The 23,039-nt window shown below is 68.1% G+C and carries 24 protein-coding genes; 12 read left to right on the plus strand and 12 right to left on the minus strand.

Annotated features, from left to right (window positions below):
* Positions 1 to 103: 103 nt before the first annotated feature.
* The 3 genes from ACFWUU_RS19690 to ACFWUU_RS19700 are packed head-to-tail and all read left to right on the plus strand — an operon-like array spanning position 104 to position 3,342.
* Positions 104 to 1,192: a hypothetical protein gene (locus ACFWUU_RS19690; protein ID WP_137258562.1), complete on the plus strand. Its 1,089-nt coding sequence runs from the start codon at positions 104 to 106 to the stop codon at positions 1,190 to 1,192.
* Positions 1,189 to 1,707, plus strand: coding sequence for a YciI family protein (locus ACFWUU_RS19695; RefSeq protein WP_380177198.1), 519 nt, complete (start codon positions 1,189 to 1,191; stop codon positions 1,705 to 1,707). Before ACFWUU_RS19690 ends, ACFWUU_RS19695 begins: the two co-directional genes overlap by 4 nt.
* 42 nt (positions 1,708 to 1,749) lie before the next feature.
* On the plus strand, positions 1,750 to 3,342 hold the full coding sequence (locus ACFWUU_RS19700; protein ID WP_380177199.1) for a purple acid phosphatase family protein: 1,593 nt from the start codon (positions 1,750 to 1,752) through the stop codon (positions 3,340 to 3,342).
* On the opposite strand, the gene ACFWUU_RS19705 is transcribed toward ACFWUU_RS19700, so the two are convergent.
* Positions 3,314 to 4,009: an alpha/beta fold hydrolase gene (locus ACFWUU_RS19705; protein WP_137258565.1), complete on the minus strand. Its 696-nt coding sequence runs from the start codon at positions 4,007 to 4,009 to the stop codon at positions 3,314 to 3,316. The genes ACFWUU_RS19700 and ACFWUU_RS19705 overlap by 29 nt on opposite strands.
* Positions 4,006 to 4,428 (minus strand): MarR family winged helix-turn-helix transcriptional regulator, encoded by a 423-nt coding sequence (locus tag ACFWUU_RS19710; protein ID WP_380177200.1) that lies wholly within the window; start codon positions 4,426 to 4,428, stop codon positions 4,006 to 4,008. The genes ACFWUU_RS19705 and ACFWUU_RS19710 overlap by 4 nt, the downstream gene beginning before the upstream one ends.
* A 95-nt stretch (positions 4,429 to 4,523) precedes the next feature.
* Between ACFWUU_RS19710 and ACFWUU_RS19715 the strand changes: the two genes are divergently transcribed.
* Entirely contained in the window at positions 4,524 to 5,411 is an 888-nt protein-coding gene (locus ACFWUU_RS19715; protein WP_380177201.1) for an LLM class flavin-dependent oxidoreductase, read from the plus strand.
* Here ACFWUU_RS19715 and ACFWUU_RS19720 read toward each other — a convergent pair whose 3' ends face one another.
* The 3 genes from ACFWUU_RS19720 to ACFWUU_RS19730 are packed head-to-tail and all read right to left on the minus strand — an operon-like array spanning position 5,412 to position 7,507.
* The gene (locus tag ACFWUU_RS19720; RefSeq protein ID WP_380177202.1) at positions 5,412 to 6,284 is read right to left on the minus strand and encodes an aldo/keto reductase; all 873 of its coding nucleotides are present in this window, start codon (positions 6,282 to 6,284) and stop codon (positions 5,412 to 5,414) included.
* Positions 6,281 to 6,964 carry an RraA family protein gene (locus ACFWUU_RS19725; RefSeq protein ID WP_380177203.1) on the minus strand — a complete coding sequence of 228 codons (684 nt, stop codon included), beginning with the start codon at positions 6,962 to 6,964 and terminating at the stop codon, positions 6,281 to 6,283. Before ACFWUU_RS19725 ends, ACFWUU_RS19720 begins: the two co-directional genes overlap by 4 nt.
* Positions 6,965 to 6,997: 33 nt before the next feature.
* Positions 6,998 to 7,507, minus strand: a complete 510-nt coding sequence (locus ACFWUU_RS19730; protein WP_380177204.1) for an AAA family ATPase — start codon at positions 7,505 to 7,507, stop codon at positions 6,998 to 7,000.
* Positions 7,508 to 7,618: 111 nt separating this feature from the next.
* Between ACFWUU_RS19730 and ACFWUU_RS19735 the strand changes: the two genes are divergently transcribed.
* Positions 7,619 to 8,875: an AlkA N-terminal domain-containing protein gene (locus ACFWUU_RS19735; RefSeq protein ID WP_380177205.1), complete on the plus strand. Its 1,257-nt coding sequence runs from the start codon at positions 7,619 to 7,621 to the stop codon at positions 8,873 to 8,875.
* On the opposite strand, the gene ACFWUU_RS19740 is transcribed toward ACFWUU_RS19735, so the two are convergent.
* A complete protein-coding gene (locus ACFWUU_RS19740) occupies positions 8,854 to 9,603 on the minus strand; it encodes an isocitrate lyase/phosphoenolpyruvate mutase family protein (RefSeq protein ID WP_380177206.1) in 750 nt (249 codons plus the stop codon). The two genes, ACFWUU_RS19735 and ACFWUU_RS19740, sit on opposite strands and share 22 nt — an antisense overlap.
* Positions 9,600 to 9,902, minus strand: coding sequence for a putative quinol monooxygenase (locus ACFWUU_RS19745; RefSeq protein ID WP_170989984.1), 303 nt, complete (start codon positions 9,900 to 9,902; stop codon positions 9,600 to 9,602). The genes ACFWUU_RS19740 and ACFWUU_RS19745 overlap by 4 nt, the downstream gene beginning before the upstream one ends.
* Positions 9,903 to 10,061: 159 nt before the next feature.
* Here ACFWUU_RS19745 and ACFWUU_RS19750 point away from each other — a divergent pair, with 159 nt between their 5' ends.
* Positions 10,062 to 10,856, plus strand: a complete 795-nt coding sequence (locus tag ACFWUU_RS19750) for a class I SAM-dependent methyltransferase (protein WP_380177207.1) — start codon at positions 10,062 to 10,064, stop codon at positions 10,854 to 10,856.
* On the opposite strand, the gene ACFWUU_RS19755 is transcribed toward ACFWUU_RS19750, so the two are convergent.
* The 3 genes from ACFWUU_RS19755 to ACFWUU_RS19765 all read right to left on the minus strand — a co-directional run bounded on the left by ACFWUU_RS19755 (position 10,839) and on the right by ACFWUU_RS19765 (position 13,898).
* Entirely contained in the window at positions 10,839 to 11,645 is an 807-nt protein-coding gene (locus ACFWUU_RS19755) for a TrmH family RNA methyltransferase (RefSeq protein ID WP_380177208.1), read from the minus strand. The genes ACFWUU_RS19750 and ACFWUU_RS19755 overlap by 18 nt on opposite strands.
* 9 nt (positions 11,646 to 11,654) lie before the next feature.
* Positions 11,655 to 12,833: a hypothetical protein gene (locus tag ACFWUU_RS19760; protein ID WP_380177209.1), complete on the minus strand. Its 1,179-nt coding sequence runs from the start codon at positions 12,831 to 12,833 to the stop codon at positions 11,655 to 11,657.
* A gap of 66 nt (positions 12,834 to 12,899) precedes the next feature.
* Complete coding sequence (locus ACFWUU_RS19765; RefSeq protein ID WP_137258576.1) at positions 12,900 to 13,898, minus strand: LacI family DNA-binding transcriptional regulator; 999 nt, start codon at positions 13,896 to 13,898, stop codon at positions 12,900 to 12,902.
* Positions 13,899 to 14,022: 124 nt separating this feature from the next.
* Here ACFWUU_RS19765 and ACFWUU_RS19770 point away from each other — a divergent pair, with 124 nt between their 5' ends.
* The 4 genes from ACFWUU_RS19770 to ACFWUU_RS19785 are packed head-to-tail and all read left to right on the plus strand — an operon-like array spanning position 14,023 to position 18,870.
* The gene (locus ACFWUU_RS19770) at positions 14,023 to 15,849 is read left to right on the plus strand and encodes a glycoside hydrolase family 127 protein (RefSeq protein WP_380177210.1); all 1,827 of its coding nucleotides are present in this window, start codon (positions 14,023 to 14,025) and stop codon (positions 15,847 to 15,849) included.
* Positions 15,850 to 15,851: 2 nt separating this feature from the next.
* Positions 15,852 to 17,162, plus strand: coding sequence for an extracellular solute-binding protein (locus ACFWUU_RS19775; RefSeq protein WP_380177211.1), 1,311 nt, complete (start codon positions 15,852 to 15,854; stop codon positions 17,160 to 17,162).
* On the plus strand, positions 17,159 to 18,040 hold the full coding sequence (locus tag ACFWUU_RS19780; protein ID WP_380177212.1) for a carbohydrate ABC transporter permease: 882 nt from the start codon (positions 17,159 to 17,161) through the stop codon (positions 18,038 to 18,040). Before ACFWUU_RS19775 ends, ACFWUU_RS19780 begins: the two co-directional genes overlap by 4 nt.
* Entirely contained in the window at positions 18,040 to 18,870 is an 831-nt protein-coding gene (locus tag ACFWUU_RS19785; RefSeq protein ID WP_137258579.1) for a carbohydrate ABC transporter permease, read from the plus strand. The genes ACFWUU_RS19780 and ACFWUU_RS19785 overlap by 1 nt, the downstream gene beginning before the upstream one ends.
* On the opposite strand, the gene ACFWUU_RS19790 is transcribed toward ACFWUU_RS19785, so the two are convergent.
* Positions 18,860 to 20,068, minus strand: a complete 1,209-nt coding sequence (locus tag ACFWUU_RS19790) for a TerC family protein (RefSeq protein WP_380177213.1) — start codon at positions 20,066 to 20,068, stop codon at positions 18,860 to 18,862. The two genes, ACFWUU_RS19785 and ACFWUU_RS19790, sit on opposite strands and share 11 nt — an antisense overlap.
* Before the next feature lie 101 nt (positions 20,069 to 20,169).
* Between ACFWUU_RS19790 and ACFWUU_RS19795 the strand changes: the two genes are divergently transcribed.
* Positions 20,170 to 20,778 (plus strand): TetR family transcriptional regulator, encoded by a 609-nt coding sequence (locus ACFWUU_RS19795; protein WP_380177214.1) that lies wholly within the window; start codon positions 20,170 to 20,172, stop codon positions 20,776 to 20,778.
* A 65-nt stretch (positions 20,779 to 20,843) separates the two neighbouring features.
* On the plus strand, positions 20,844 to 22,502 hold the full coding sequence (locus ACFWUU_RS19800; RefSeq protein WP_380177215.1) for an FAD-dependent monooxygenase: 1,659 nt from the start codon (positions 20,844 to 20,846) through the stop codon (positions 22,500 to 22,502).
* Here ACFWUU_RS19800 and ACFWUU_RS19805 read toward each other — a convergent pair.
* On the minus strand, positions 22,469 to 23,032 hold the full coding sequence (locus tag ACFWUU_RS19805; RefSeq protein ID WP_380177216.1) for a helix-turn-helix domain-containing protein: 564 nt from the start codon (positions 23,030 to 23,032) through the stop codon (positions 22,469 to 22,471). The genes ACFWUU_RS19800 and ACFWUU_RS19805 overlap by 34 nt on opposite strands.
* Between the last annotated feature and the right edge of the window lie 7 nt (positions 23,033 to 23,039).

Below are 23,039 nucleotides of genomic sequence, written 5' to 3' on the forward strand. Positions count from 1 at the left end.
ACGCCCCCGGCCGGGCCTCGGCCTGTGCGCCACGCCGGTGGGGAATAGGGTCTGCTTGGGCGGGAGTTGTCGGTTATGACGGAGTGTCCGAGCGAGGAGAGCAATGAAACCCACTGAGTTCGTCAAGGTGAACGCACAGTTCTGGGGGGAGCACCTGAAGGAGGCGGCCGGGCACCTGCCGGTGAGCCACCGGGGTGAGCTGGCCGGGCCGATGCTGTTCCCGCGGATGATGGTGCTGACCGAGACGCCGGACTGGAACATCCTCGAACTGGTCGGACTGAGCCGCGAGTACCGCAGCCCCGAAGTACGGCGGCAGAAGCGCGCGAGCGTCGAGGAGTACTTCGGAGTCGGCGAAGGCACCGTGGTCGCGAACCTCGAAGGGCAGAACTGGTTCAAGGACGCGACGATCGCGACCGAGCAGGGCCGGCAGTCGCTGGACAAGCGGTTCCCGACCGCCGCGAACATGCTCGGCACCGAGGTAGTCGGCCCCGCGGACGAGCTGCTGCGGTTCGCGCCGGGCAACTACTCGACCTTCGACCGGACGCTGCTCGTGCACGGCACCGGCGACTCGCTGCGCGCGCACTGGGTGTTCTTCGCGCTGGCGATCCACCGCTCGGAGCCGGTCGACAAGTACCTGGACTTCCTGCGCAACTACTCCAACTCCCAGCCGCACCTCGACCCGATCGGCACCATCAGCCTGCCGGTCGACCCGGCCGAGCTGAAGGCGGACGCGTTCGACAGCACGTACCTCGCGCACGGTCTGCAGGACGCGACCGTCGACGAGTTCCTCGAGAAGCATGAGAGCATCCTGCTGTCGACGTTCGGCGCGACCCGGTTGCTCCGGCAGCCGTCGCTCGACGACGACCTGCAGCCCGACTTCATCCTCGAGCGCGCCGACGGCCGTCACATCGTCGGTCGCCTCGAGCTCCCGGTCGTCGATGTCGTCAACGGCAAGAAGCGTCGTCGCTCGTTCCGTACGCCGATCCTGGAGAGCGCCGCCGAGCTCGAGCAGTACGCGGAGTACTTCGGCACCGCGGACAACCGTTCCCAGGTGAAGTCGAAGTACGACGTCGAGGTGACTGACCCGCGGCAGCTGCTGATCGTCCCGAGCCAGGAGACGGTGGTGCCCGCGGTCGGGGTGGAGATCGTCGACTACGACACGATCCTGCGTCTGCACCTGGCCGGCCAGTGACGCAGTACTTCGTCCACGGCCGCGATCGGGCCGGCACCGGCGAACTGAAGGGCCGGCTGACCGAGGGGCACTGGGCCTTCATGGACCGGTACGCCGAGGAGCTGATCGCCCGCGGCCCGACCCTCACCGAGGACCGGGAGGAGTCGACCGGCAGCCTGCACATCGTCGACCTCCCGGACGACGAGGCCCTGAAGACCTTCGCGTACGACGAGCCGTACTACCTCGGCGGCGCGTTCGACACGGTCGAGCTGTACCGCTTCCACAACCACACCGGCCGCACGATGTGGGAGTTCACGACCGCGGTCGACGGCCTCGGCCGCTACCTCGTCCTCACCAAGGACGGCCCGCGACCGCTGACGTCGGACCACCTGATCGTGTACGGCGACCTGCTCGACGGCGACGTACACGTGGGGCGAGCGGGCCTTGTCGAAGCACCCGACGCGGCAGCTGCCGCCGAGTTGCTGCAGGCCGCGGACGCCGAGGTACATCCCTGGGAGTTCGGCGGCAGGCGGTAGTGAATTGGCCCCGGATTCATCTGGGGCGCTCAGCGTGACAGTGTGATCGATGACGAAGAGCTGTTCGAGTCGCACTTCTCACGGCGTGGAATTCTCGCGTCTGCCGCGGTCGTCACCGGCGGAGCGCTGCTGACAACTGCAGCGCCCGCCCAGGCCGCTCCGGTCCTGCAGTCCGCGCCTGCCGCCGACCCGGTCACCACGCCCCGGGTCGGCGGCCTGCACCTGCAGTTCGGCGCCGACGCGGCGTCCGAGGTCGTCGTCTCCTGGCACAGTCGCCAGCCGGTACGACGGCCGCGGGTCCTGCTCGGTGGTCCGGACGGGGACTTCGAGCGGACCGTGACCGCGGTCAGCACCAGCTACACCGACGCCAAGTCCGGGCAGAACGTGTACGTCCACCACGCTCGGATCAGCCGGCTGCGCGCGAACAACGAGTACGTGTACGCCGCCGTACACGAAGGGGCCGAGGCCGAGTTCGGGACGTTGCACACCGCGCCGAAGGTCCGGGCCAAGTTTACCTTCACCAGTTTCGGTGACCAGGGCACGCCGACCCTGGGCAAGCGGTACGTACCGCCGCCCGGTGTGACGATCCCGAACCCGCCGTTCGTGAACGACAACCTCGGCTCGCCGGCCGCGGGCGACGTCACTGCCGGGGTCGAGCGGGTCCGTCCGCTGTTCCACCTGTTCAACGGCGATCTCTGCTACGCGAATCTGGCCGACGATCGCGTGCGGACCTGGAACGACTTCTGGGAGAACAACACCCGCAGCGCACGCAACCGCCCGTGGATGCCGTCGGCCGGCAACCACGAGAACGAGCTCGGCAACGGCCCGATCGGCTACGAGGCGTACCAGACGTACTTCTCGCTGCCGCGCCAGACCGGCCAGACAGATGTGACGCGCGGTCTTTGGTACGCGTTCACGGTCGGCTCGGTGCGCGTGATCAGCCTGGCGAACGACGACGTCTGCTACCAGGACGGCGGCAACAGCTACGTCCGCGGGTACTCCGGCGGCGCGCAGAAGGCCTGGCTGGAAAAGGAGCTCAAGGCAACGAATGCGAACCGCGACATCGACTGGATCGTGGTGTGCATGCACCAGGTCGTGGTCAGCAGCGCCGACCAGGCCAACGGCGCCGACCTCGGCATCCGGCAGGAATGGGTGCCGCTGTTCGACAAGTACGGCGTCGATCTCGTGGTCTGCGGGCACGAACACCACTACGAGCGCTCGCACCCGATCCGCGGCCAGCAGCCCAACCAGACACTGACCCCGATCCCGACCGCAACGCGGACCGATGTCGTCGACACGTCGAAGGGCACCGTCCACATGGTCATCGGTGGCGGCGGTACGTCGGTGGGCTCGAACGGCGTGCTGTTCAACCCGCCGGCCTGCCGCGTCATCACCTCGGTCGGCGCACCGGATCCGACCACCGGCAAGCGTCCGCCGGTCTACGTCACGGAGCCAGCGCCCTGGTCCGCCTCGCGCAACGCCGCCCACCCCTACGGCTTTGCAGCGTTCACGGTCGACCCCGGTCACCCCGGCGGTCAGACCACGATGGCGGTCACGTACTACGACGTACTCGGGCCTGGCGGTGAGCTGTCGGAGTTCGAGTCGTTCACTCTGAAGCGACCGCGCCGCGGCTGATCAGGCAGTCCACGACGGCCTGGGCGACGCGCCGACCATCGGCCGACGCGTCGCCCAACCCGCAGGTGGAATGGGTCAGGCCCGCGAACTCGAGGTACGTGAAGCCAATGCCTTCCAGGACGGGCTTGAGTCTGCGAAAGCGCCGGATCGCTGGGTCCTCGGTGCCGAGGTACGCGATCTTCGCGCCCGGGTAGAGCCGGAGCTCGTGGTGCCAGTCGTACGAGCGATAGCTCCGCCAGAACTCCAGCGCGGGTCGGGGGAGCCGTGGCTCGCGTTCCATCCGGCGCATTTCTCCGTCGGCCGGAAAGCCGATCGGCGGGACACCGCCCATGACGAGCGCAGTCGCGCGATCCGTCGATCGGGCGGCGATCGCGGACATGCAGGCCGGTTGGGAGAAACCCCAGACGGCGAACTGATCGATGCCTTCGCGGTCCAGCACTTTGAGGACCTGGTCGCCGATATTGCCGAAGTCGTAGGCGTTCGGGCGGTCGCTGGCGCCGAAGCCGACCGGGTGGATCTGCAGGACCCGGAATCGTTGGGCGAGCCAATCGGCGATCGGGAAGTCGGACGGTCGGCGGTTGTTCTTGATCAGTACGACGGCCGGGCCGGAACCGCTTGCTCGGTAGGCGATGCGGGCGCCGGCGTGGTCGGCGAACTGGTAGGTCACTGGGTGAGGATCGACTTCAGGGCCGTGGTGAGGGTTGTGCGGGTGGCGACGGGGAGGTCTGCCGTCAAGGTCGCGATGCGGTCGACGACCGCGTCGTGACATTGGTGGGCCAGGTCCTTGCCGGCGGGCGTGAGCTCGATGCGGCAGGCGCGGCGGTCGGCGGGGTTGGCGACGCGGGCGACGAGGTCGCGGCGTTCGAGGCGGTCGACCATGCTGGTCAGGCTCGAGCGCTCGATGCTCAGGATGCGGCTGAGCTCGGTCATGCCGAGCGGACCGGTGATCAGGACGCAGAGCAGATGCGCCTGCTGCGGCGTCAGGCCGAGCGGCCGGCTGGTCTCGGCGTGCAGGTCCTGCAGCCGGTGCATCGTCTGGACCAGCGCACTCGCGAGGTCCGAATCCCGAGCCGTCGTCGTCACCATGCCCCCATGGTAGTCCGGTGGCCGGATAGTTCGTAGGCACGATAGTTCGTGGTGCTACTGTTTAGGTGTTCGAACTATCTGAGAGAGGCGACGACATGACTGTGCGTTTCGGTTACGGCTCACCCGACCACCTGCGCGATGTGGATGCGATCCTGCGGCTGGCCGCGCAGGCGGACCGCGACGGCCTCGACCACGTCAGCCTGTCGGACCATCCGTACGTCCCCGACCTGCTCGAGGGGTACGCCGCGATCGCGTTCATCCTCGGCCGGACCGAGCGACTGTCCGCGTTCGTCAACGTGACCAACCTGCCGCTGCGTCCCGCGCCGGTTCTTGCTCGTACTGCGACGTCGCTGTCAGCCCTGTCCGGCGGGCGATTCGTGCTGGGTCTCGGCGCCGGCGGCGCGTGGGACCGGATCACCACGATGGGCGTGCCGGAGCTGCGTCCCGCCGAGGCGGTCGAAGCGTTCGAGGAGGCGATGCAGTTGGTGCATTCGATGTCCGACGGCGGGCGCCCGGAGCCGACCAAGCACTACCCGATCGGCGCGCTCCGGCCGGCCGCCGTACCCGCGCCCTTGATCTGGACCGGCTCCAAAGGCCGCAAGTCGCTCGCCGCGACCGGTCGGCACGCCGACGGGTGGATCCCCGGCCACGCTGCGGACTGGCTGAGCGACGGCTACCTCCAGGCCCGCCCGGTCATTGACGAGGCCGCACTCGCGGTCGGCCGCAAACCGTCCGACATCGCGACCGTCTACAACTTCCCCGGCGCGATCACCGCTACCCCACTCCCTCGAACCCGAGACGAAGAGGGTCGCTGGATCGGCGGCTCCCCGGCGCAGTGGATCGAAGAGCTCACCGACGCCATCCTCAACCACAATGCCGCCGGCTTCACCCTCTTCCCCCGAGGCACCGACCCGTACGACGTCCAGCTGACCCGCTGGTCGCAGGAGATCGTCCCCGCCGTCCGCGCCGCAGCCTCGGTCTGATCAGCCCAGGGTCGCGAGCTCCTCGGCGCTGAACTCCAGGCCGCCCGCCGCGATGTTCTGCTCCAGGTGGGCGGGGTTGCCGGTGCCGGGGATGGCGAGGATGTTCGGGGAGTGGTGGAGGGTCCAGGCGAGGCGGACCTGTTGCGGGGTGACGTTGTGCGTGGCGGCGATCTTCTCGATGGCTGCGGAGTGGTCGGCGGTCGCGCCACCCTCGCGTGACGAGCCGGCGATGGCGAAGAACGGGACGTAGGCGATGTCGCGGTCCGCGCAGAAGCGGATCAGTTCGTCCTCGTCGCCGCGTAGATCGACGGAGTAGCTGTTCTGTACGCAGACCACCGGCGCGATCGCGAGCGCTTCCTCGACATGATCGAGCCGGACGTTCGACACGCCGAGCTGCCGGATCAGGCCTTCGTCGCGGAGGGCGGCGAGCCAGCCGAAGCGTTCGGTGATCGAGTCCTCGCCGGGCTTCTTCATGATCCGCAGGTTGACCACGTCGAGGGTGTCGACGCCGAGCTGCCGCAGGTTCGTCTCCACCTGCTCCCGCAGTTCGGCGGCCGTCGTCGCGTTGTAGAACCCGCGTTCGGCATCCTCACCCGGTCCGACCTTGGTCGTGATGACCAGCCCGTCCGGGTACGGCGCCAACGCCTCGCGGATCAGCTCGTTCGCGAACCGCTTCTCGCCCTCGCCCACCCGCAGCGTCCCACCCGGCGACGCGTAGAACGCGGCTGTGTCGATGTGGTTCACACCGAGCTCGACCGCGCGACGCAGTACGGCGATCGCCACCGAACGGTCCGGGTTCGCCGTGATCCGCATGGCGCCGAAGCCCATCCGGTTGACGGTCACGTCGCCCAACTGCCAGGTTCCTGCGCTCATTCCTCGATCGCTCCTCTCACCGCACGAAGATGTTGCCGGAACGTCAACGACGGATCGGCCGCCCGCGCGGTCAGGAACTCCGCGAACCGCACCTGCTCCCGCAACGACCGCCCGGCCCGGATCTCGTCCGCCTGCCGATGCTCGGTGTCCCGGATCGACTCCGCCAGCCCGAACAGCTCCTCCACCCGATCCGCGGGGACGAAGATCGCGCCGTCCTCATCCGCGAGTACGACGTCGTCGCGGGTCACCGTCCACTCGCCGATCGTTGCCTTGGACAACGCATCGTCGGGCTGCGGGTCGAGCCGCAACGGGCCGGTCGGCAATGCACCCAGGCTGAACACCGGCATCCCGATCGCGGTGATGTCGACCGTGTCCCGGTGCAGTCCCCAGATCAGGATCCCCGCGATCCCGGCAGCCGCGGCCTCCAACGCGACCAGATCGCCGACACAGGCCTCGTCCTGTCGGCCGCCGTTGTCGACGACGAGTACGTCGCCCGCCGCCGCGGACTCGAACGCCTCCAGGAACACGTCCACGCTGCCCACATGCTGAGCCGGCAACACCCGCCCCGCGACCCGCTCGCCGACGACCGCCGTCAGCGACACCGTCCGCACCGGCACGCCCGCCCGCACACACGCATCGGCGACATGCGCCGTCGTCAATCCCGCAAACCGCTCCAGCATCCCCAGCCCCTCTCGATCGATCCGGGACCGACCTTAGGACAGGAAGGCAAGGATCTCGTCGAGAGATGGCTCACGGGTGGTGTCGACGGTGATGGACGGGACCGGCAGATCGACCGGCTGGAAGGAGTTGTGCGTCCGCAGCCGGGCGTCCGGGCTGATCTGCGCGTCCTCGTGCGCCGAGCGGCGCGGATCCGAGGTGGTACGGGCGTTGATCCGCGCCAATGCGACCTCGGCCGGCACCTCGCAGTGCACGATCCGGATGTCCGCGCGACCGAGCAGCGGCGTCAGCCCGGGGTTCCACAGCCGGTCCTGGAAGGCCGCCTCCGCGACCACCGTCGTACCGCGGCCGATCAGCAGACCGATCACGTCGAAGAAGGTCGAGAGTGTCCGCATCGTGAGCGGGTCACCGGGACCAGGGACGAATCCCGGTGTCGCGTGCGCCATGCCTTCCTTGATCTCGTCGCGGCAGATCGCCGGGCAGCCGATCGCAGTCGCGATCCGGTGCGCCAGAGTCGTCTTCCCGGTTCCGGGCGGACCACTCACCACGACAAGCATAGGTTTGGAATGCACTCGCCGTACCTTATCGGTGACGGTCGGCGCGCGGTGTAAAACCGAGGTCAGGAACTGTCGGTGGGCGTGATTAGCGTTGGATCCGTGACGACGTACTCCGCTGTTCGGACGACCGGCATCTACTGCCGGCCCGGTTGTGGGGCCAAGCCGCTCGCGGAGAACGTGAGCACCTTCGAGCTGCCCGCCGCCGCGGAGGCCGCCGGGTATCGCGCCTGCCTGCGCTGCCGTCCGTACCGGGTGGCCGGGACGGTTGCCGACGAGACGCCCGAGCTGGTCTGTCGCGCGGTGCAGTTGATCATCACCGGTCTGCTGGACGAGTCCGGGGAGGAGGCGCTGGGGGCGCGGCTCGGGGTGTCCGCGCGGCATCTGCGGCGGATGTTCAACGAGCACCTCGGCGTCACGCCGGACCAGTTCGCGCGCTCGCGGCGGGCGCATTTCGCGCGGCGGTTGCTGGACGACAGCGATCTCAGCATCGCGGACATCGCGTTCGCGTCGGGCTTCGGCAGCCTGCGGCAGTTCAACCGGGCGATGCGGGAGATCTTCCGGGCGTCACCGCGCGAGCTCCGCGACCGGCGACGTCGCGGTGATCGGCTGGCGGCGGATGGGGGATTGGTGCTGCGGTTGCCGTTCACGCCGCCGTACGACTGGGAGGCGATGTGTGCGTTCCTGGGGTCGCGGGCGATCCCGGGTGTCGAGTCGGTCGAGGGCGGGGTTTATCGGCGGACGATCTCACTCGACGGTGAGCCCGGGGTGCTGGAGGTGGGTCCGGGTGGCGATGATCATCTGATCCTGCGAGCGCACCTTCCGTACTGGGAAGGCGTCATGCATGTCGTGGACCGGGCCGCGTGTTTGGTCGGTCTGGACTGTGAGCCGGTGCGTGCTCGTGAGCACCTGGCGGCGGATCCGGAGTTCGGGCCGTTGGTTGCGGCTCGGCCGGGGGTTCGGGTGCCCGGTGCGTGGGGGCCGTTCGAGGTTGCTGTTTCAGCGGTTGTCCGGGATCAGTTGCCGCCGGAAGACGCGACCGATGCACTTCACAAGCTCGTCGAGGTGTACGGCGTACCTGTGCCGGGGCTCGCTCACGGGCTGACGCACGCGTTCCCCGGACCGGCGGCCCTGGCCGACGCGGAGCTGGTCGGGCCGCTCGCGCGAGAGGTTGCTGACGGCAACATTGTTCTCGATGGTGAGGTGAAGCCGTTGGCGCGAGTGATGAGCAAGCGTGCGGCGGAAGAGGTCGCGCTCCGCCTCGGTGCCCGTGACGCCTGGCCGCTGCCGGGCGAGAGCGAGCGCCTCCGCCCATGGCGCTCGCTCGCCGCCGTCTATCAACTGGTCAACGAGTTGTAGGTGCCGGCGTTCAAGAGTTCCTTCGCCGCAGCCGTGGCCAGCGCGTAGGCCGCACCCGTGATCGCCGGGCCGACGCTGATCCGGGCGACGCCGAGTTTCGTGAGTTCACCGACCGACGGTGCGCCCGGGCCGACCATCACGTTGAGCGGCAGCGGGGACCCCTCGACCAGTTCCGCGATCGTTGCCGCGTCCACCACACCGGGTACGAACAGGACGTCGGCGCCCGCATCGGCGTACATCTTCGCGCGTTCGAGTGTCCCGGTCTTGTCGCCGAACAGGTACGTGTCGGTCCGCGCGTTGATCACCAACTCGATGCCCGCGGCAACAGCCGCCGCCCGCGCCGCCTTGATCCGCTCTATGTGCACCAGCGGATCATCAACCACCCGCCCAGTACTGTCCTCGAGGTTCACGCCGACCACCCCGGCCTCGAGTACGCCGCTCACCGTGCCCGCGACATCGCCGTACCCGGCCTCGATATCCGCCGTCACCGGCACCGAGACCGCCGCACAGATCAACCGCAGCGCCACGACCGCGGACGATTGATCGAGACCGCCCGCGTCATCGACACCACGCGCCCAGGCGACACCCGCGCTCGTCGTCGCGATCGCCCTCGCACCCGCGGCCTCGATCGCCCGTGCCGAACCCGCGTCCCACGCGTTCGGCAGCACCAGCGGCGGCTGCTCGTGCAACGAACGCAACTGCCGCGCCAACTCGTTCTGCGTGCTCACAGGCTGACCAGCAGCTCGTGGTCGATCTCGACGAACTCGACGATCAGGTCGGCGAACCGGCCCGCGATCAGTTCCTTGTACGCCGACGACCCGGTGTGCGCGTCGTACGCCGCCTGGTCCGCGAAGTGCTCGACGAACAACAGGTAGTCCGGCTTCGCCGGGTCGCGGTACACGCGGAACGACAGCGTGCCCTCCTCCGTGCCCGGCCCCTTCGGCCCGAACTCCTGCACGATCGCCTCGGCCGCGGCCTGGTTGCCGTCCTTCAGCTTGATCGGAAACACCTTTGCCAACATCTGCATCCTCCTGAGGGTTTGTTCCTCAAGGTTCGCCCGTCGGCCGGCCGTCGGTCTGGCCATATTCGGTCAGGTACGTCGTCTCGTATCTCAAGACGATATGTCTCATAAATCAAGATTGTGGATTAGCGTGGAGACTGTTGAGAGAGGGCAAAGGAGCCTGGGATGAACAACGTGTACACACACGGACATCACGAGTCGGTCCTGCGATCGCACACCTGGCGCACCGCCGAGAATTCGGCCGGCTATCTGCTGGCGCACCTGCGGCCGGGGATGTCGTTGCTCGACGTCGGCGCCGGTCCCGGCACGATCACCGCCGACCTCGCCCGCCTGGTCGAGCCCGGCCGGACCACCGCGCTGGAAGCCAACGACGCCGCTCTCGACATCACCAAGGCGACGTTCGCCGACGTGGACCTCGACCTGGACTTCGTCGTCGGGGACGTGCACGCGCTGGACCTGCCGGACGACACGTACGACGTCGTCCACGCGCACCAGGTCCTGCAGCATGTCGCAGATCCCGTGCAGGCGTTGCGCGAGATGCGCCGGGTCTGCAAGCCGGGCGGGATCGTCGCCGTACGCGACTCGGACTACCACGGCTTCGTCTGGTACCCGGAGCTGCCCGAGCTGGACGAGTGGATGGCGCTCTACCAGCGGATGGCCCGTGCCAACGGCGGCGAACCGGATGCCGGTCGGCGTCTTCTGTCCTGGGCTCTCGCTGCCGGTTTCGAGAACGTCGATGCGACCACGTCGACCTGGGCGTTCACCAACCCCGAAGATCGTGCGTTCTGGGGCGGCATGTGGGCGGACCGCATCCTCAAGTCCGCGCTCGCGGATCAGGCCCGCGCAGCCGGCGTACCGGAGCAGCAGCTAGAGGCGATCTCGCAAGCCTGGCGGACCTGGACGGCCACGCCGGACGCGACGATCTCGATCCTGCACGCCGAGCTACTGTGCCGCGCGTGAACGCTGGCGCGAGATCTCGTACAGCACTGCGGTTGCGGCGTTGGCCGCGTTGAGCGAGCTGGCTGAGCCGGTGATGGGGATGCGGACCAGGTGGTCGGCTGCTTCTCTCCACGCCGTGCTCAGACCGGCCGTCTCGTTGCCGATCAGCAGCAGGACGGGCTGCGTGAAGTCGAAGTCGTAGACGTCGGTCGGCCCGTGCTCATCGGTGCCGACGACAACGATCGGCACGGATGAACGTCGTACCCAGTCGAGAACCTCGCGATGGGAAGGCGCGCGTACGGCGGGAACCGCGAACAGCGAGCCCGTCGTCGCGCGGACCGCCTTCGGGTCGTACACATCGGCCGCATGCCCGGTGACGATCAGGCCGTCGGCGCCGAACGCGTCCGCGGACCGGATGATCGACCCGATGTTCCCCGGCCCGGTCGGTCGGTCGAACACGACGCCGAGGAAGTCCGACCCGACCGGGATCCGATCGAGATCGTCGGCGGGCAGCTCGAGTACGGCGATCAGCTCGGGATCGTCCTTCTCGCCGAGCTCCGCCAGCAGCTCGGGCGCCATCGCGACCCGCTCGACATCAGGCAGACGCTGCAGCAACTCGGACGCCCATTTCGACAGCGGCCGGGAGGCGTCGGTGATCACCGTCCGCACCGGCCAACCGTTGTCTACGGCAACAGAAATCGGCCGGACGCCCTGGACCAGGAACTCGCCGGCGCGCTGCCGCTTGGTCCGATTGGTCAGCGACGCCTGCCACACCTGGAACCTGGCGTTCCGCGACGAGATCCGTTGCACAGAACCACCTTAGTGTGCACGCCTCCGTCGTCGGCCGCGGTGCCTGAGCCGGAGCGCGCCCCACAGGATCAACGCCGGCAACCAGAGCACGACCAACCACGGAAGCCGCCACCAGCCCGAGCCGCCGTCGAGCCTCGGCTGCTCGGGTGCGACCAACGGCCGGGCGGAGGTCGACCAGGCCAGGAACGCATCCCCGATCGGCACCGCGCCGAACACGTACCGCTTGGTCTTCAGCCCGCTGAACGGCAGTCCGATCAGCTCACCTTCACGCGAGAGCCGGTCGCCGAGCGGATCGTTGTGCACCCGCGCCGCACCCATCGCGACCACCGTCGCCGACAGACTCATCCCGAGCACCAGCGGCCCGGAGTCGACATCGCCCTTACCGCCGGTGCCCTTCGGGTACTCGCGGACGCCGGCCCCGGTCACGAACTTGTCCTTGAAGATCTCGTACTGCGTACGCGCGAACGTCGGGTCGATGTCGACCAGGAACCGCTGGATCATCGCCTGCGACGAACCACGCGCGCCGACCACCTGCGGCGCCACCTGGTGTGGAAGCAAACCGGTCGCCGGGTCCAGCTTGGTCTTCGCCATCGTCACCCAGTTCCGCGCGATCTGCCCGAACCGCGGCGCGATCAACGCGTCGTACTGGCGCAGCGAGGCGATAGCGACAGCGGAGTCGACCGGCCAGGCCTGACCCGGGTACGCCGCGAGGAACGGCGTCTTCGCGGTCCGGAACGCGGTGGCGAGCTCGACCGACTCGCTGGTGAACGTGTCGAGGTCGGCCGCGTCGGAATGGCCGAGCGCGATCAGACCGCCACGCAGCCAGTTCGTCCAGCCCGCGTAGAAGACGCCGTACTGCGGTTGCAGCGACGCGTCGAACGGCGCCGTACCGTCGGCGGAGGCGAGTCGGTCGAGGGACCAGCGGACCTCGGCGGTCGCATCGGCGGACCGTACTGGATCGTCGAGGCCGACCTGGACCCAGCTGAGACCGTAGAGCGCGTTCAGAAAGAAATAGCCTTCCGGAAACTGTTTCTGCGCGGCCCGATCGGCTCCGCCCGAGATCTCGGCGCGCAGGAACGCCAGCTGTTTCACTACGCCACCGGTGGGATCAAGAACCAGGCGTGCGGTGCCCACCCCCGCCACCAGAGTGGCGATCACCGCTACGCCGATCACGAGCTTGCGCAGCACCCGCACCAATCTAGGGGGCGTTCGGCGACTACTGGGAGTCGCCGAGGTGACGTTCAGGTGCCCAGGTCAGGTGCCCAGCGTCGATTCGCGGGTGATCAGGCGGGTGGGGAGTTCCATCGGGCCGGGATGGGCCGAGCCGGCGATCGCGTCGAGGAGGAGGTTCGCCGTACGGCGGCCGAGCTCCTCGAGCTCCATGTCGACGGTGGTCAGCGGCGGCCGGCTGGCGAGCGCCATCACCGACCAGTTGTCGTAGCCGGTGACCGCGATGTCGTCCGGGACCGAGCGGCTCAGCTCGCGCAGACGGTCGCAGACCCCGCGAGCGATCTGGTCGCTTCCGCAGGCGATCGCGTCGACGGCGGGTTGCGCGCGCAGCAGTACGTCGACCGCGTGCCGGCCCCAGCGTTCGCTCCACTCGCCGTGCAGCGGCTCGCCGGCGAACGCGTCGCCCGCGGCCTCGATGGTGGCGGCGGCGCGGACCCGCGCGCTGTGGTGGGAGTCCGGCCCGGTGACGTACGCGATCTTCGAGCGGCCGAGTGACAACAGGTGGCGCACGGCCGAGCCGGCGCCGCCGTGGTCGTCGACGATCACCGACGTGTCGTCCGGATCGGTCGACGGGCTGAACGCGTAGATCACCGGGATCGGTACGTCGATCGGCGCCCGCGGCTCGGTCCGCCGACCCGTGACGATGATGCCGTCGACCCGGCGGGACACCAACGACTTCAGGTAGTGCTGCTCGCGGAGCGGGTCGTCGCGGGTGTCGCACAGGACGAGCGCCATCTCGCCGGCGCTCAGTGCGTCCTCGGCGCCGAGCATGATCGGGATGCTGAAGCGGCCGGAGCTGTCGGTGGTGATCAGCCCGACCGTGAAGCTCCGCCCGGACGACAACGCCCGGCCGCGGCTGTCCGGCGTGAATCCGAGCTGCTCGGCGGCCCGGCGTACGCGCTCGCGGGTCTCCTCGCGGAGCTGGCCGGTGTCGTTGAGCGCCTTCGACGCCGTGCTCGTGGAGACACCCGCCAACGCGGCCACATCGGTGATCCGAGGCTGCGAGCGCAGTGATGACGCCATCCGGCAACTCCTTTCCGGGGTTTCCGGAAGTCTAGCCCCAAGGGTTGACGTTGTGCTGCAGCGGCTCTACCTTCGTGCAGGAAAACGTGTTCCGGATTTTCCTAAACTTCAGGAGACACGCGATATGAGCGCAGCCCCCCGCAGCCCGGCCGCCAGCACCAAGGGGCGCCGCCGCCCGCTCGGACTCGGCCAGGCCACGATCACCGGTGGCTTCTGGGCGCCACGGCAGACCCGCAACGGTCTGGACGCGATCCCCAGCGGCCAGGACCAGCTCGAGAAGGCCGGCAACCTGCAGAACCTCCGCCTCGCCGCGGGGATCGGCGAGGGCGAGGCGATCGGCCCGATCTTCGCCGACTCCGACGTCTACAAGTGGCTCGAGGCCGCCGCCTGGGAGTACGGGCGCAACCCCGACGAAGACCTGCTCAAGCGCATCCGCGACCTGACCGCGGTGGTCGCGGCCGCGCAGCGCGAGGACGGGTACCTCGACTCGGTCGTCCAGCTCCGGTACGGCGACGAGGGTCGCTACCAGCAACTCGTCTGGAGCCACGAGCACTACTGCGCCGGCCACCTGATCCAGGCCGCGGTCGCGCAGGTCCGCTGCACCGGCGATACCGCGCTGCTCGACGTCGCCACCAAGCTTGCGGATCATCTGGTCGCGACGTTCGGCGACGGCAAGACCGTTGACGTCGACGGTCACCCGGTCATCGAAATGGCCCTGGTCGAGCTTTATCGAGAAACGGGTACGGCGGCGTACCTCGACCTGGCCAAGTGGTTCGTCGAGGCGCGCGGTCACGGGATCATCGAGCACCACGGCCACTCGCCGACGTACTTCTCCGACCGCGTCCCGGTCCGCGAGGCGACGACAGTCGAGGGGCACTCGGTCCGCGCGGTCTACCTGGCCGCGGGTGCGACCGACGTCGCGCTGGAGACCGACGACGCGGAGCTGCTCGAGGCGCTGAAGCGGCAGTTCGACCACATGTGGTCGACGAAGACGTACGTCACCGGCGGTCTCGGTGCGCGCTGGGAGGGCGAGGCGTTCGGCGACGAGTACGAGCTGCCGACGGACCGTGCGTACGCCGAGACGTGTGCGGCGATCGGCGGGATCCAGTGGGCGTGGCGGATGCTGCTCGCGACGGGCGAGGCGTCGTACGCGGACGCGATCGAGCGGATGCTCTACAACGGCTTCCTCGCGGGTGTGTCGTTGTCGGGTACGGAGTACTTCTATGTGAACCCGCTGCAGTTGCGCGGGGCAGCGCACCCGGACAACGGGCGGAGTCCGGCGCTCGGACGACGCGGCTGGTTCGACTGCGCCTGCTGCCCGCCGAACATCATGCGCACGCTGTCGAGTCTCGACGGCTACCTGGCAACGACCACTGACGACGCCATTCAGATCCACCAGTACGCGACCGGTGTGATCGGCGACCTGCAGGTGGAGACCGCCTACCCGTGGGACGGCACAGTCCGCATCACGGCTCCGAAACCGACCGTTGTCGAGCTGCGCATTCCTGCGTGGGCAGAAGGTGCCACCGTCAACGGCGAGCCGGCTCAGCCCGGCACGTACGCCCGCGTGACCGGCACCGACATCAACCTCCAGCTACCGCTGCAGTCCAGGGTGGTCGGAGCAGATCCCCGGATCGACGCGGTTCGCGGCTGTGTTGCTCTCGAGCGTGGTCCGCTCGTGTACGCCGTCGAGCAGGCGGACAACTCCGCGAACGTGGACGACGTACATCTGTTGCCCGAGGCACCTACTGCCGAGACGTCGGAGCTTCTGGATGGCGTGACTGTGCTGAGAGCCCAGGGGCGTGTTGGGGTTGGGCATCAACCCGGCTGGTCCTTCCGGCCTGGGGTCGAGGACGCCACCGGTGACGAGGTTGAGGTCGTAGCGGTGCCGTACTACGCGTGGGCGAACCGGGAGATCGGTGCCATGCGTGTCTGGCTGCCCAGGGGCTGATCGTGGTCACGCGTCGGCAGTTCCTCGGCCTCGCGGCCGGAGCGACCACGGCCGGTCTGCTTCCGGGCTGTAGCTCGGTCCTGCCCGAACCCGACGTCCAGGCGGCGGGATTCGGGCAGGAGGCCACCGGCACCGTGCAGGTGTGGTGCCGGGCGGCGACCCAGACCGGTCTGACCGACCTGGTGAAGAAGTTCAACGCGTCCCAGGACCGGCTTACCGTCGAGCTGACGCCGGTCCTGGACGCGCAGTACGTGACCAAACTGGCGACCGCGATCCGCGGCCGGAGTGTGCCGGACCTGGTCGACATCGACGACATCAACTCGATGCTGTTCATCTACCGCGACGCGTTCACCGACCTCACCGAACCGCTGGCTGTGCTCGACTTCCGGGACAAGCTCAGCCCGGGCCACCTGCGGCTGGCGACGAAGGACGAGCGTGTGTACGGCGTTCCGTACCTCGCCGACAACTCGATGTTCTGGTTCAACACCGAGCTGTGCGACCGCGCCGACGTCGATCCGGACGAGGCGGTGAAGTCGTTCGACAACCTGCTCGACGCGGCCCGGAAGCTCCGCAAGCTCGGCGACGACATCTACGCGTGGAGCTTCCCGGCGAACAGCCCGGGCGCGCTCGGTTTCGTCGTACAGCCGATGATCTGGGCCGCGGACACCGACCTGATCCAAGGTACGATCGGCAGCCAGTCCGGGCACATCGTCGGGAACGACGTGGTGCAGCGGATGCTCGAGCTGCACCGGCAGTTGTGGGTCGACGGATTGGTGCCGAGGGCAAACTTTTCCGACGACGCGTCCCGGTGGGGCAGCGACTTCCGGGCCGGCAAGGTCGGCATCTTCCCGTCGAACTACAGCGTGGTCGTGTCGGCGTCCGACGACGCGTTCCACAAGAAGGTCACGCCGCGGCTGTTGTCCGGGCCGGACGGCGGTGCGGCGTTCTTCGACGGCGGCGACAACATGTGTATCCCACGCGGCGCTCGCAATGCATCGGGGGCGTGGGAGTTCGTGCGGTTCGCGCTGGATCTGCCGCAACAGATCGATCTGCCGGCCGGTGGGTACACGCCGGTACGGTCCGATGCACGGACCGCGGAGTTCGCGAAGAAGTACCCGTTGGCGACGCTGCCGCTGGAGCGCATCCAGGAGGGGTACGCGCCGACGACGCTGTCCTACAACCTCCTCTACAACCAGCCGGACGGGCCGTGGCTGCAGATGTTCCGCCGCGCGGTGTTCGACGGCGAACTGGAGGCCGCGATGAAGGAAGCCCAGCAGAACTACGACCGAATTCTGAAGCAGGGGCAGGCATGAGTACGCCGCGATCGTTGACGCATCCGGGACGAACCGGGTTGTTGTTGGTCACTCCTGCGGTTCTCTTCGTGGGCGTCTTCGTTCTGGTGCCGCTCGGGTTCGCGTTGGTGATCTCGCTGACCAACTGGCCGTTGATCGGCTCGGTGAAGTTCAGCGGCCTGAAGAACTACACCGCGATCGTCTCCGACGCCGCGTTCGCCAAGTCCGTTCTCTACACCTTGCTGTACACGGTCATCGTGACCGGGCCGATCCTGGTGCTCGGCTACGCGCTAGCAGTCCTGGTACGTCGTAAGCGCCGCGGCTCCACGCTGTTGCGTACGGTCTTCTTCCTGCCGTTCGTCGTCGGGCTGTCGACGCTCAGCTTCGTCACGGTCCTCGAGGCGCAGCCGGAGAGCGGCGTGATCAACATCGTGCTGAAGAAGCTCGGCATCACCGACGGTACGACGGCCTGGCTTGTGGACGGCCCGCTCGCCACCGGACTGATCTGCGTGCTGGTGATCTGGACAGTCAGCGGGCTGACGATGATGCTGCTGATGGCCGGCATGCAGGCAATCCCGCGGGAGTACTACGAGTCCGCCGAGTTGGACGGCGCCGGCTGGTGGAAGACCGAGCGGGAGATCACGATCCCGATCCTGCGACGGACGATCGCGATGGCCGTGATCATCTCGGTGATCGGCTCGCTGCTCGCGTTCTCGCAGTTCTACATCCTGACCCGCGGCGGCCCGGGTACCGACACCACGACGGTGGTCCAGTACATCTACAACCGCGCCTTCGTCCAGCTGCAGCTCGGTGCCGCGACCGCGCTGTCGATCGTGCTCGTCATCGTGGTCGGCCTTGTCACCGCCGCCCAGTTCCGGCTGCTTCGGGAGAAGGACTGATGAGACTCAAGAACACCTTCTACGTCATCGGCGGTAGCGGCGCGTTCCTGGTCTTCGCCGTACCGTTGCTGTGGGCACTCTTCCGCTCGGTGCAGCCGAACGACGTGATCGTCGCGGCGCCGAACGCGTCGACGTTCTTCCATCTGACCTGGGGCAACTTCCGGACGTTGATCGAGGGACCGGGCAACCTGATCCGGGCCGTCGGCAACAGCTTGATCGTTGCCCTGAGCACCGCGATCCTGACGGCCTTGCTGGCGACGTTTGCCGGCTACGGGTTCGCGCGGTTCCGGTTCCGCAGTGCACCGGTGTTGTTCGCGCTCGTGGTGGTGTCGATGATGATCCCGTTCCAGGCGATCCTGACGCCGCTCTACCTGGAGATGAACACCCTCCGGCTCACCGACAGCCTCTTCGGCCTCGTGCTGTTCTACACCACGGTCAACCTGCCCTTCGGCGTCTTCGTGATGCGGAACTCGTTCGCCTCGGTCCCGGTCGAGCTCGAGGACTCCGCCCACGTCGACGGCTGCGGAACGTTCCGGATGCTCGGCTCGGTCCTCCGGCCACTCATCATGCCCGGCGCCGCCACCGTCGCCCTCTACGCTTTCCTGGCCGCCTGGACCGAGTTCCTGGGCGCGCTCACTTTCCTGACCAAGGACGAGCTGTACACGTTGCCGGTCGCGTTGGTGAACGTCCAGGCAGGCGCCTACGGCGAGATCAACTTCGGATCGCTCGTCGCGGGGGCCGTGATCGCGATGATTCCGTGCGTGGTGCTGTACGTCGGGCTGCAGCGGTTCTATGTGAGTGGACTCGCCTCCGGCGCTGTCAAAGGCTAGGGCGGATCTCGTGGTCGGCGTGGGCGGCGGCGTGGGCCTCGCCGACCTCGCGGCAGAGGGCCATCAGGTCGGCTTCGTTGAGGACGTGTTGTTTGGCTTTGGGGCCCAGTTCGGTGATGTGGTCGCGGGCGCGGAGGAGGCGTTGGAAGACGCGTTCGCGCTCGTCCGGGTCGTCGGTGTATTCGGGGTCGAGGTACGCGTTCGCGTCGCGGCGGATGTGGGCTATCGCGGTCTGCGTCCGGCCGCGGGTGCTGAACAGTGAGGCGAAGATCGTGATCAGCAGGACGACCAGGATCACGGCGAGCGAGAGGCCGGTGCTGATCTCGACCACCTCGACGGGCTCGCCGCCGTTGACGAACGGCAGGTTGTTCTCGTGCAGCGCGTGCAGGATCAGCTTGGCGCCGATGAACATCAGGATGGCGGCCAGCCCGAACGACAGGTAGATCAGCCGGTCCAGCAGGCCGTCGAGCAGGAAGAACAGTTGCCGTAGGCCGAGCAGGCTGAACGCGGTCGCGGTGAACACGACGTACACGTTCTGGGTCAGGCCGAAGATCGCCGGGATCGAGTCGAGCGCGAACAGCAGGTCGGTGGCGCCGATCGCGACCATCACCAGCAGCGTCGGCGTCAGCATCCGGCGTCCGTCGACCACCGTGGTCAGCCGGTCCCCGTCGTACTCCTCGCTGGTCCGGAAGAGCCGGCGGGCCAGCCGTACGACGATGTTCTGCGCCTGGTGCGACTCCTCGGTCTCCGGCTTGAGCATGTTGCCGGCGGTCAGCAGCAGCGCGACCCCGAACAGGTAGAACACCCAGGAGAACGTGTTCAGCAGCGCGGAGCCGGCGAAGATGAACGCGGCCCGGGCGATCAGGCTGACCACGATCCCGACCAGCAGCACCTTCTGCTGGTTCTCCCGCGGCACCCGGAAGCCGGTCATGATGATCAGGAACACGAACAGGTTGTCGACCGAGAGCGCCTTCTCCGTGACGTACCCGGCGAAGTACTCCGAACCCATCTCGGTGCCGCCGATGACCAGCGTGCCGAGACCGAACAGCACCGCGATCCCGACGTACAGCGCGGACCAGACCGCTGCCTCGCGCAGCGTCGGTACGTGCGCCGACCGGACGTGGAAGAAGTAGTCGAACAGCAGCAGGCCGACGATCGCGACCAACGTCAGCACCCAGACCAGCGGGGACACCGTCATGTCGTAACCCAACCATGGCCGGCTGGTGGGATTCCCGGGTTGGGATGAAATTGCCTAAAAGGCATCTTTGCTCTTTCGGCAACTTCTGCTACGGTCGTGTCATGGCCGAAGGGTTGCGGGAGCGGAAGAAGCAGGAGACGCGGATCGCGTTGAGCTGGGCGGCGGTCCGGCTCGCCGTCGAGCGCGGGTACGGCGCGGTCCGGATCGAGGACATCGCCGCCGAGGCCGGGGTCTCGCTGCGGACGTTCCGCAACTACTTCGACAGCAAGGCGGACGCGATCGCCGCGCGCGAGGTGGATCGCAGCCTGAAGATCGCCGAGGAGCTCCGGGCGCGGCCCGCCGACGAGCCGCTGTGGGTGGCGATCCGGGCCGCGATCGAGGCCCATTTCGCGCTCGGCGAGGAGGGGCACGGCGGGCGGCGACCGCCGGACGAGCAGTGGCTCAAGGGCATCCGGTTGATGATGACCGAGCCTGCGCTGCAGGGTGCGATCGTGGTCGCCTACGCACGGGTCGGCGAGGAGATGGCGGCCGCCATCTCCGAGCGGACCGGGATCACGGGGATGTATCCGCGGCTCGTCGCCGATGTGATCGGCGCGGCCCGAGGGGTCGTGATGGCCGAGTGGATGCGGGCCGATCCGCCCCGCTCGATCGCCGACCTGCTGACCGAGGCGCTCGACCAGATCGAGGCCGGCCTGCCAGTGCCTGAATAAACCAACTTCTTGATTCCCCCGGTCAGTCGCCGGGGTGGTCAGTCATGCCCAAATGGAGGAACGTCATGGATGCTGAAGTCATCATTGCCGGGGCCGGACCGAACGGCCTCATGCTCGCCATCGAACTGCGGCTGGCCGGGGTCCAGCCGCTGGTGCTGGAGCGGTTGCCTGAGCCCAACTCGACGCCTCGGGCCAACGGTTTGGTTGGCCAGGTGGTGCGGATGCTGGACCGGCGGGGGTTGTATGAGCGTCTCGCTGGTACGCCGGGGCCGCCGCAGCCGCAACCGGCGTACATCTTCGGGGCCATGGAGCTGCCGCTCGAGGCGATCGAGGACAACCCGGTGTACATGCTGCCGGTGCCTCAGGTGCGGGTCGAGGCCGTTCTGCGGGAGCGTGCGCTGGAGCTTGGCGCCGAGATTCGTCAGGGGCACGAGCTGTCTGGTTTGTCGCAGGATGCGGACTCGGTGACGGTCGAGGTTACTGGTCCTTCTGGGGTGTACGAGCTGCGGACGCGCTATCTCGTCGGCGCGGATGGTGGCCATAGCCTTACTCGCAAGCTGGCGGGCATCGACTTCCCGGGCGTGACGAATGACCGGATGGTCTCCCGTACGGCGAGCGCTCTGGTGCCGGCGGAGCTGATCGATCCGGAGACGGGTGCGTTGGTGGTTCCGGGGTACGGCGTGATTCCGCCGTTCATGCATCATCGGACGGAGCGGGGGATGTTCGTGTTCGCCCCGTTCCCTGGTCGTCAAGCTGTGAGCACGGGGGAGTGGGACGATCCGGGTGATGCTGGTGAGATGACATTCGAGGAGCTGCAGGCGAGCGCGGATCGCGTGCTCGGTGTGCACGTTCCGCTGACGCCGCCGGAGGGTGACGGGCCGCGGTTGCTGCGGCGGCTCGTCGGCGGGAACAGCCGGCTGGCCGACCGCTACCGCGAAGGCCGGGTGCTGTTGGTCGGCGATGCCGCCCACGTTCACTCGGCGATGGGCGGGCCTGGGTTGAACCTCGGCCTACAAGACGCGATCAACCTCGGCTGGAAACTGGCCGCCGAGGTGAAGGGCACGGCACCCGCGGGCTTGCTGGACACCTACGAGTCCGAGCGACGCCCGGTAGGCGAGCGGGTCGTCATGCAAACCCAGGCCCAAACCGCACTAATTGCCCCCGGCAACGAGGTCACCGCCTTGCGGCAACTCTTCGCCGAACTCCTCACCGAGCCCCGAAACGTCCAACGAATCGCCGACCTGATCACCGGCGCCGACATCCGCTACCACCCGGGCGCCCACCCGCTCGTCGGCCGATGGGCCCCAGACCTCACGGTGGAGGGCGCGACGTCGGCCTCCTCGTCCGTAGCGTCGGCGCGAGCGCTCTCCTCTCCCGCGACGGCGCTCGGGCCTTCCTCTCCCGCGACGACCCCAGCCCCCGCCTCTTCCGCCACGGCGGCAGCGCACTCCTCTCCCGTGCGTGTGCGCTTGGCCGAGTTGATGCGTGCAGGCCGTCCGCTCCTCCTGGATCTCACCCCGGTCGGCGCCTTCGCGGCGACAGCTGTGCCTGACCAGGTCGACGTGATCACCGGCCGCAGCGATCGTCAGATCGCTTTGCTGATCAGGCCTGACGGCTATGTCGCCTGGGCTGCGGAGCAGGATGGGATCGCCGAGCAGGACGGTCTACGCGATGCGCTCGCGACGTGGTTTCAGGCGCGGCCTTTGACGAGTGCTACGAGATAGCGGCACGGCGTCGTACCTGGGTTGTGGAAGGTTGTTGCCGAGGGCGGCCCGAGCTGGAGGCAGTCGCCAGTGCGCAGTTCGTGGACCTGCGGCCCTTCGTGGAAGCGAAGATGTCCGTCGAGGATCCACAGCTGCTGGTACTTGAAGATGTACGCGTCGGCCGGATACGAGACCGACGCGCCGGCCGGCAGCTCGACTTCGACCAGCTCCAACGATGATTCGGTCACCGGGGACACCGCACGCCGGTGGTACCCGGTGACCGGGTCTGTCCAGACCGGCTGATCCTCCGCCCGCCGCAGCAGCTCGCCGGTGTTCTCCGCGCGGGCGACCAGCTCGGACAACGTCATACCGAGCGCACCCGACAACTTCCCCAGCAGTACGGCGGTGGGCTGCGCCTCGCCCCGCTCGATCTTCCCGATCATCGCCCGCGACACCCCCGACCGCTCCGCGAGCGCGTTGACGGACAGGTCCAGCGCCGTACGCGCCTGCTGCACGGTCGAGGCCAAAGATCGAGACAGATCGTCAATCACGTTGCCA

The organism is Kribbella sp. NPDC058693 (genome assembly GCF_042715335.1).
GTDB lineage: Bacteria > Actinomycetota > Actinomycetes > Propionibacteriales > Kribbellaceae > Kribbella > Kribbella jiaozuonensis.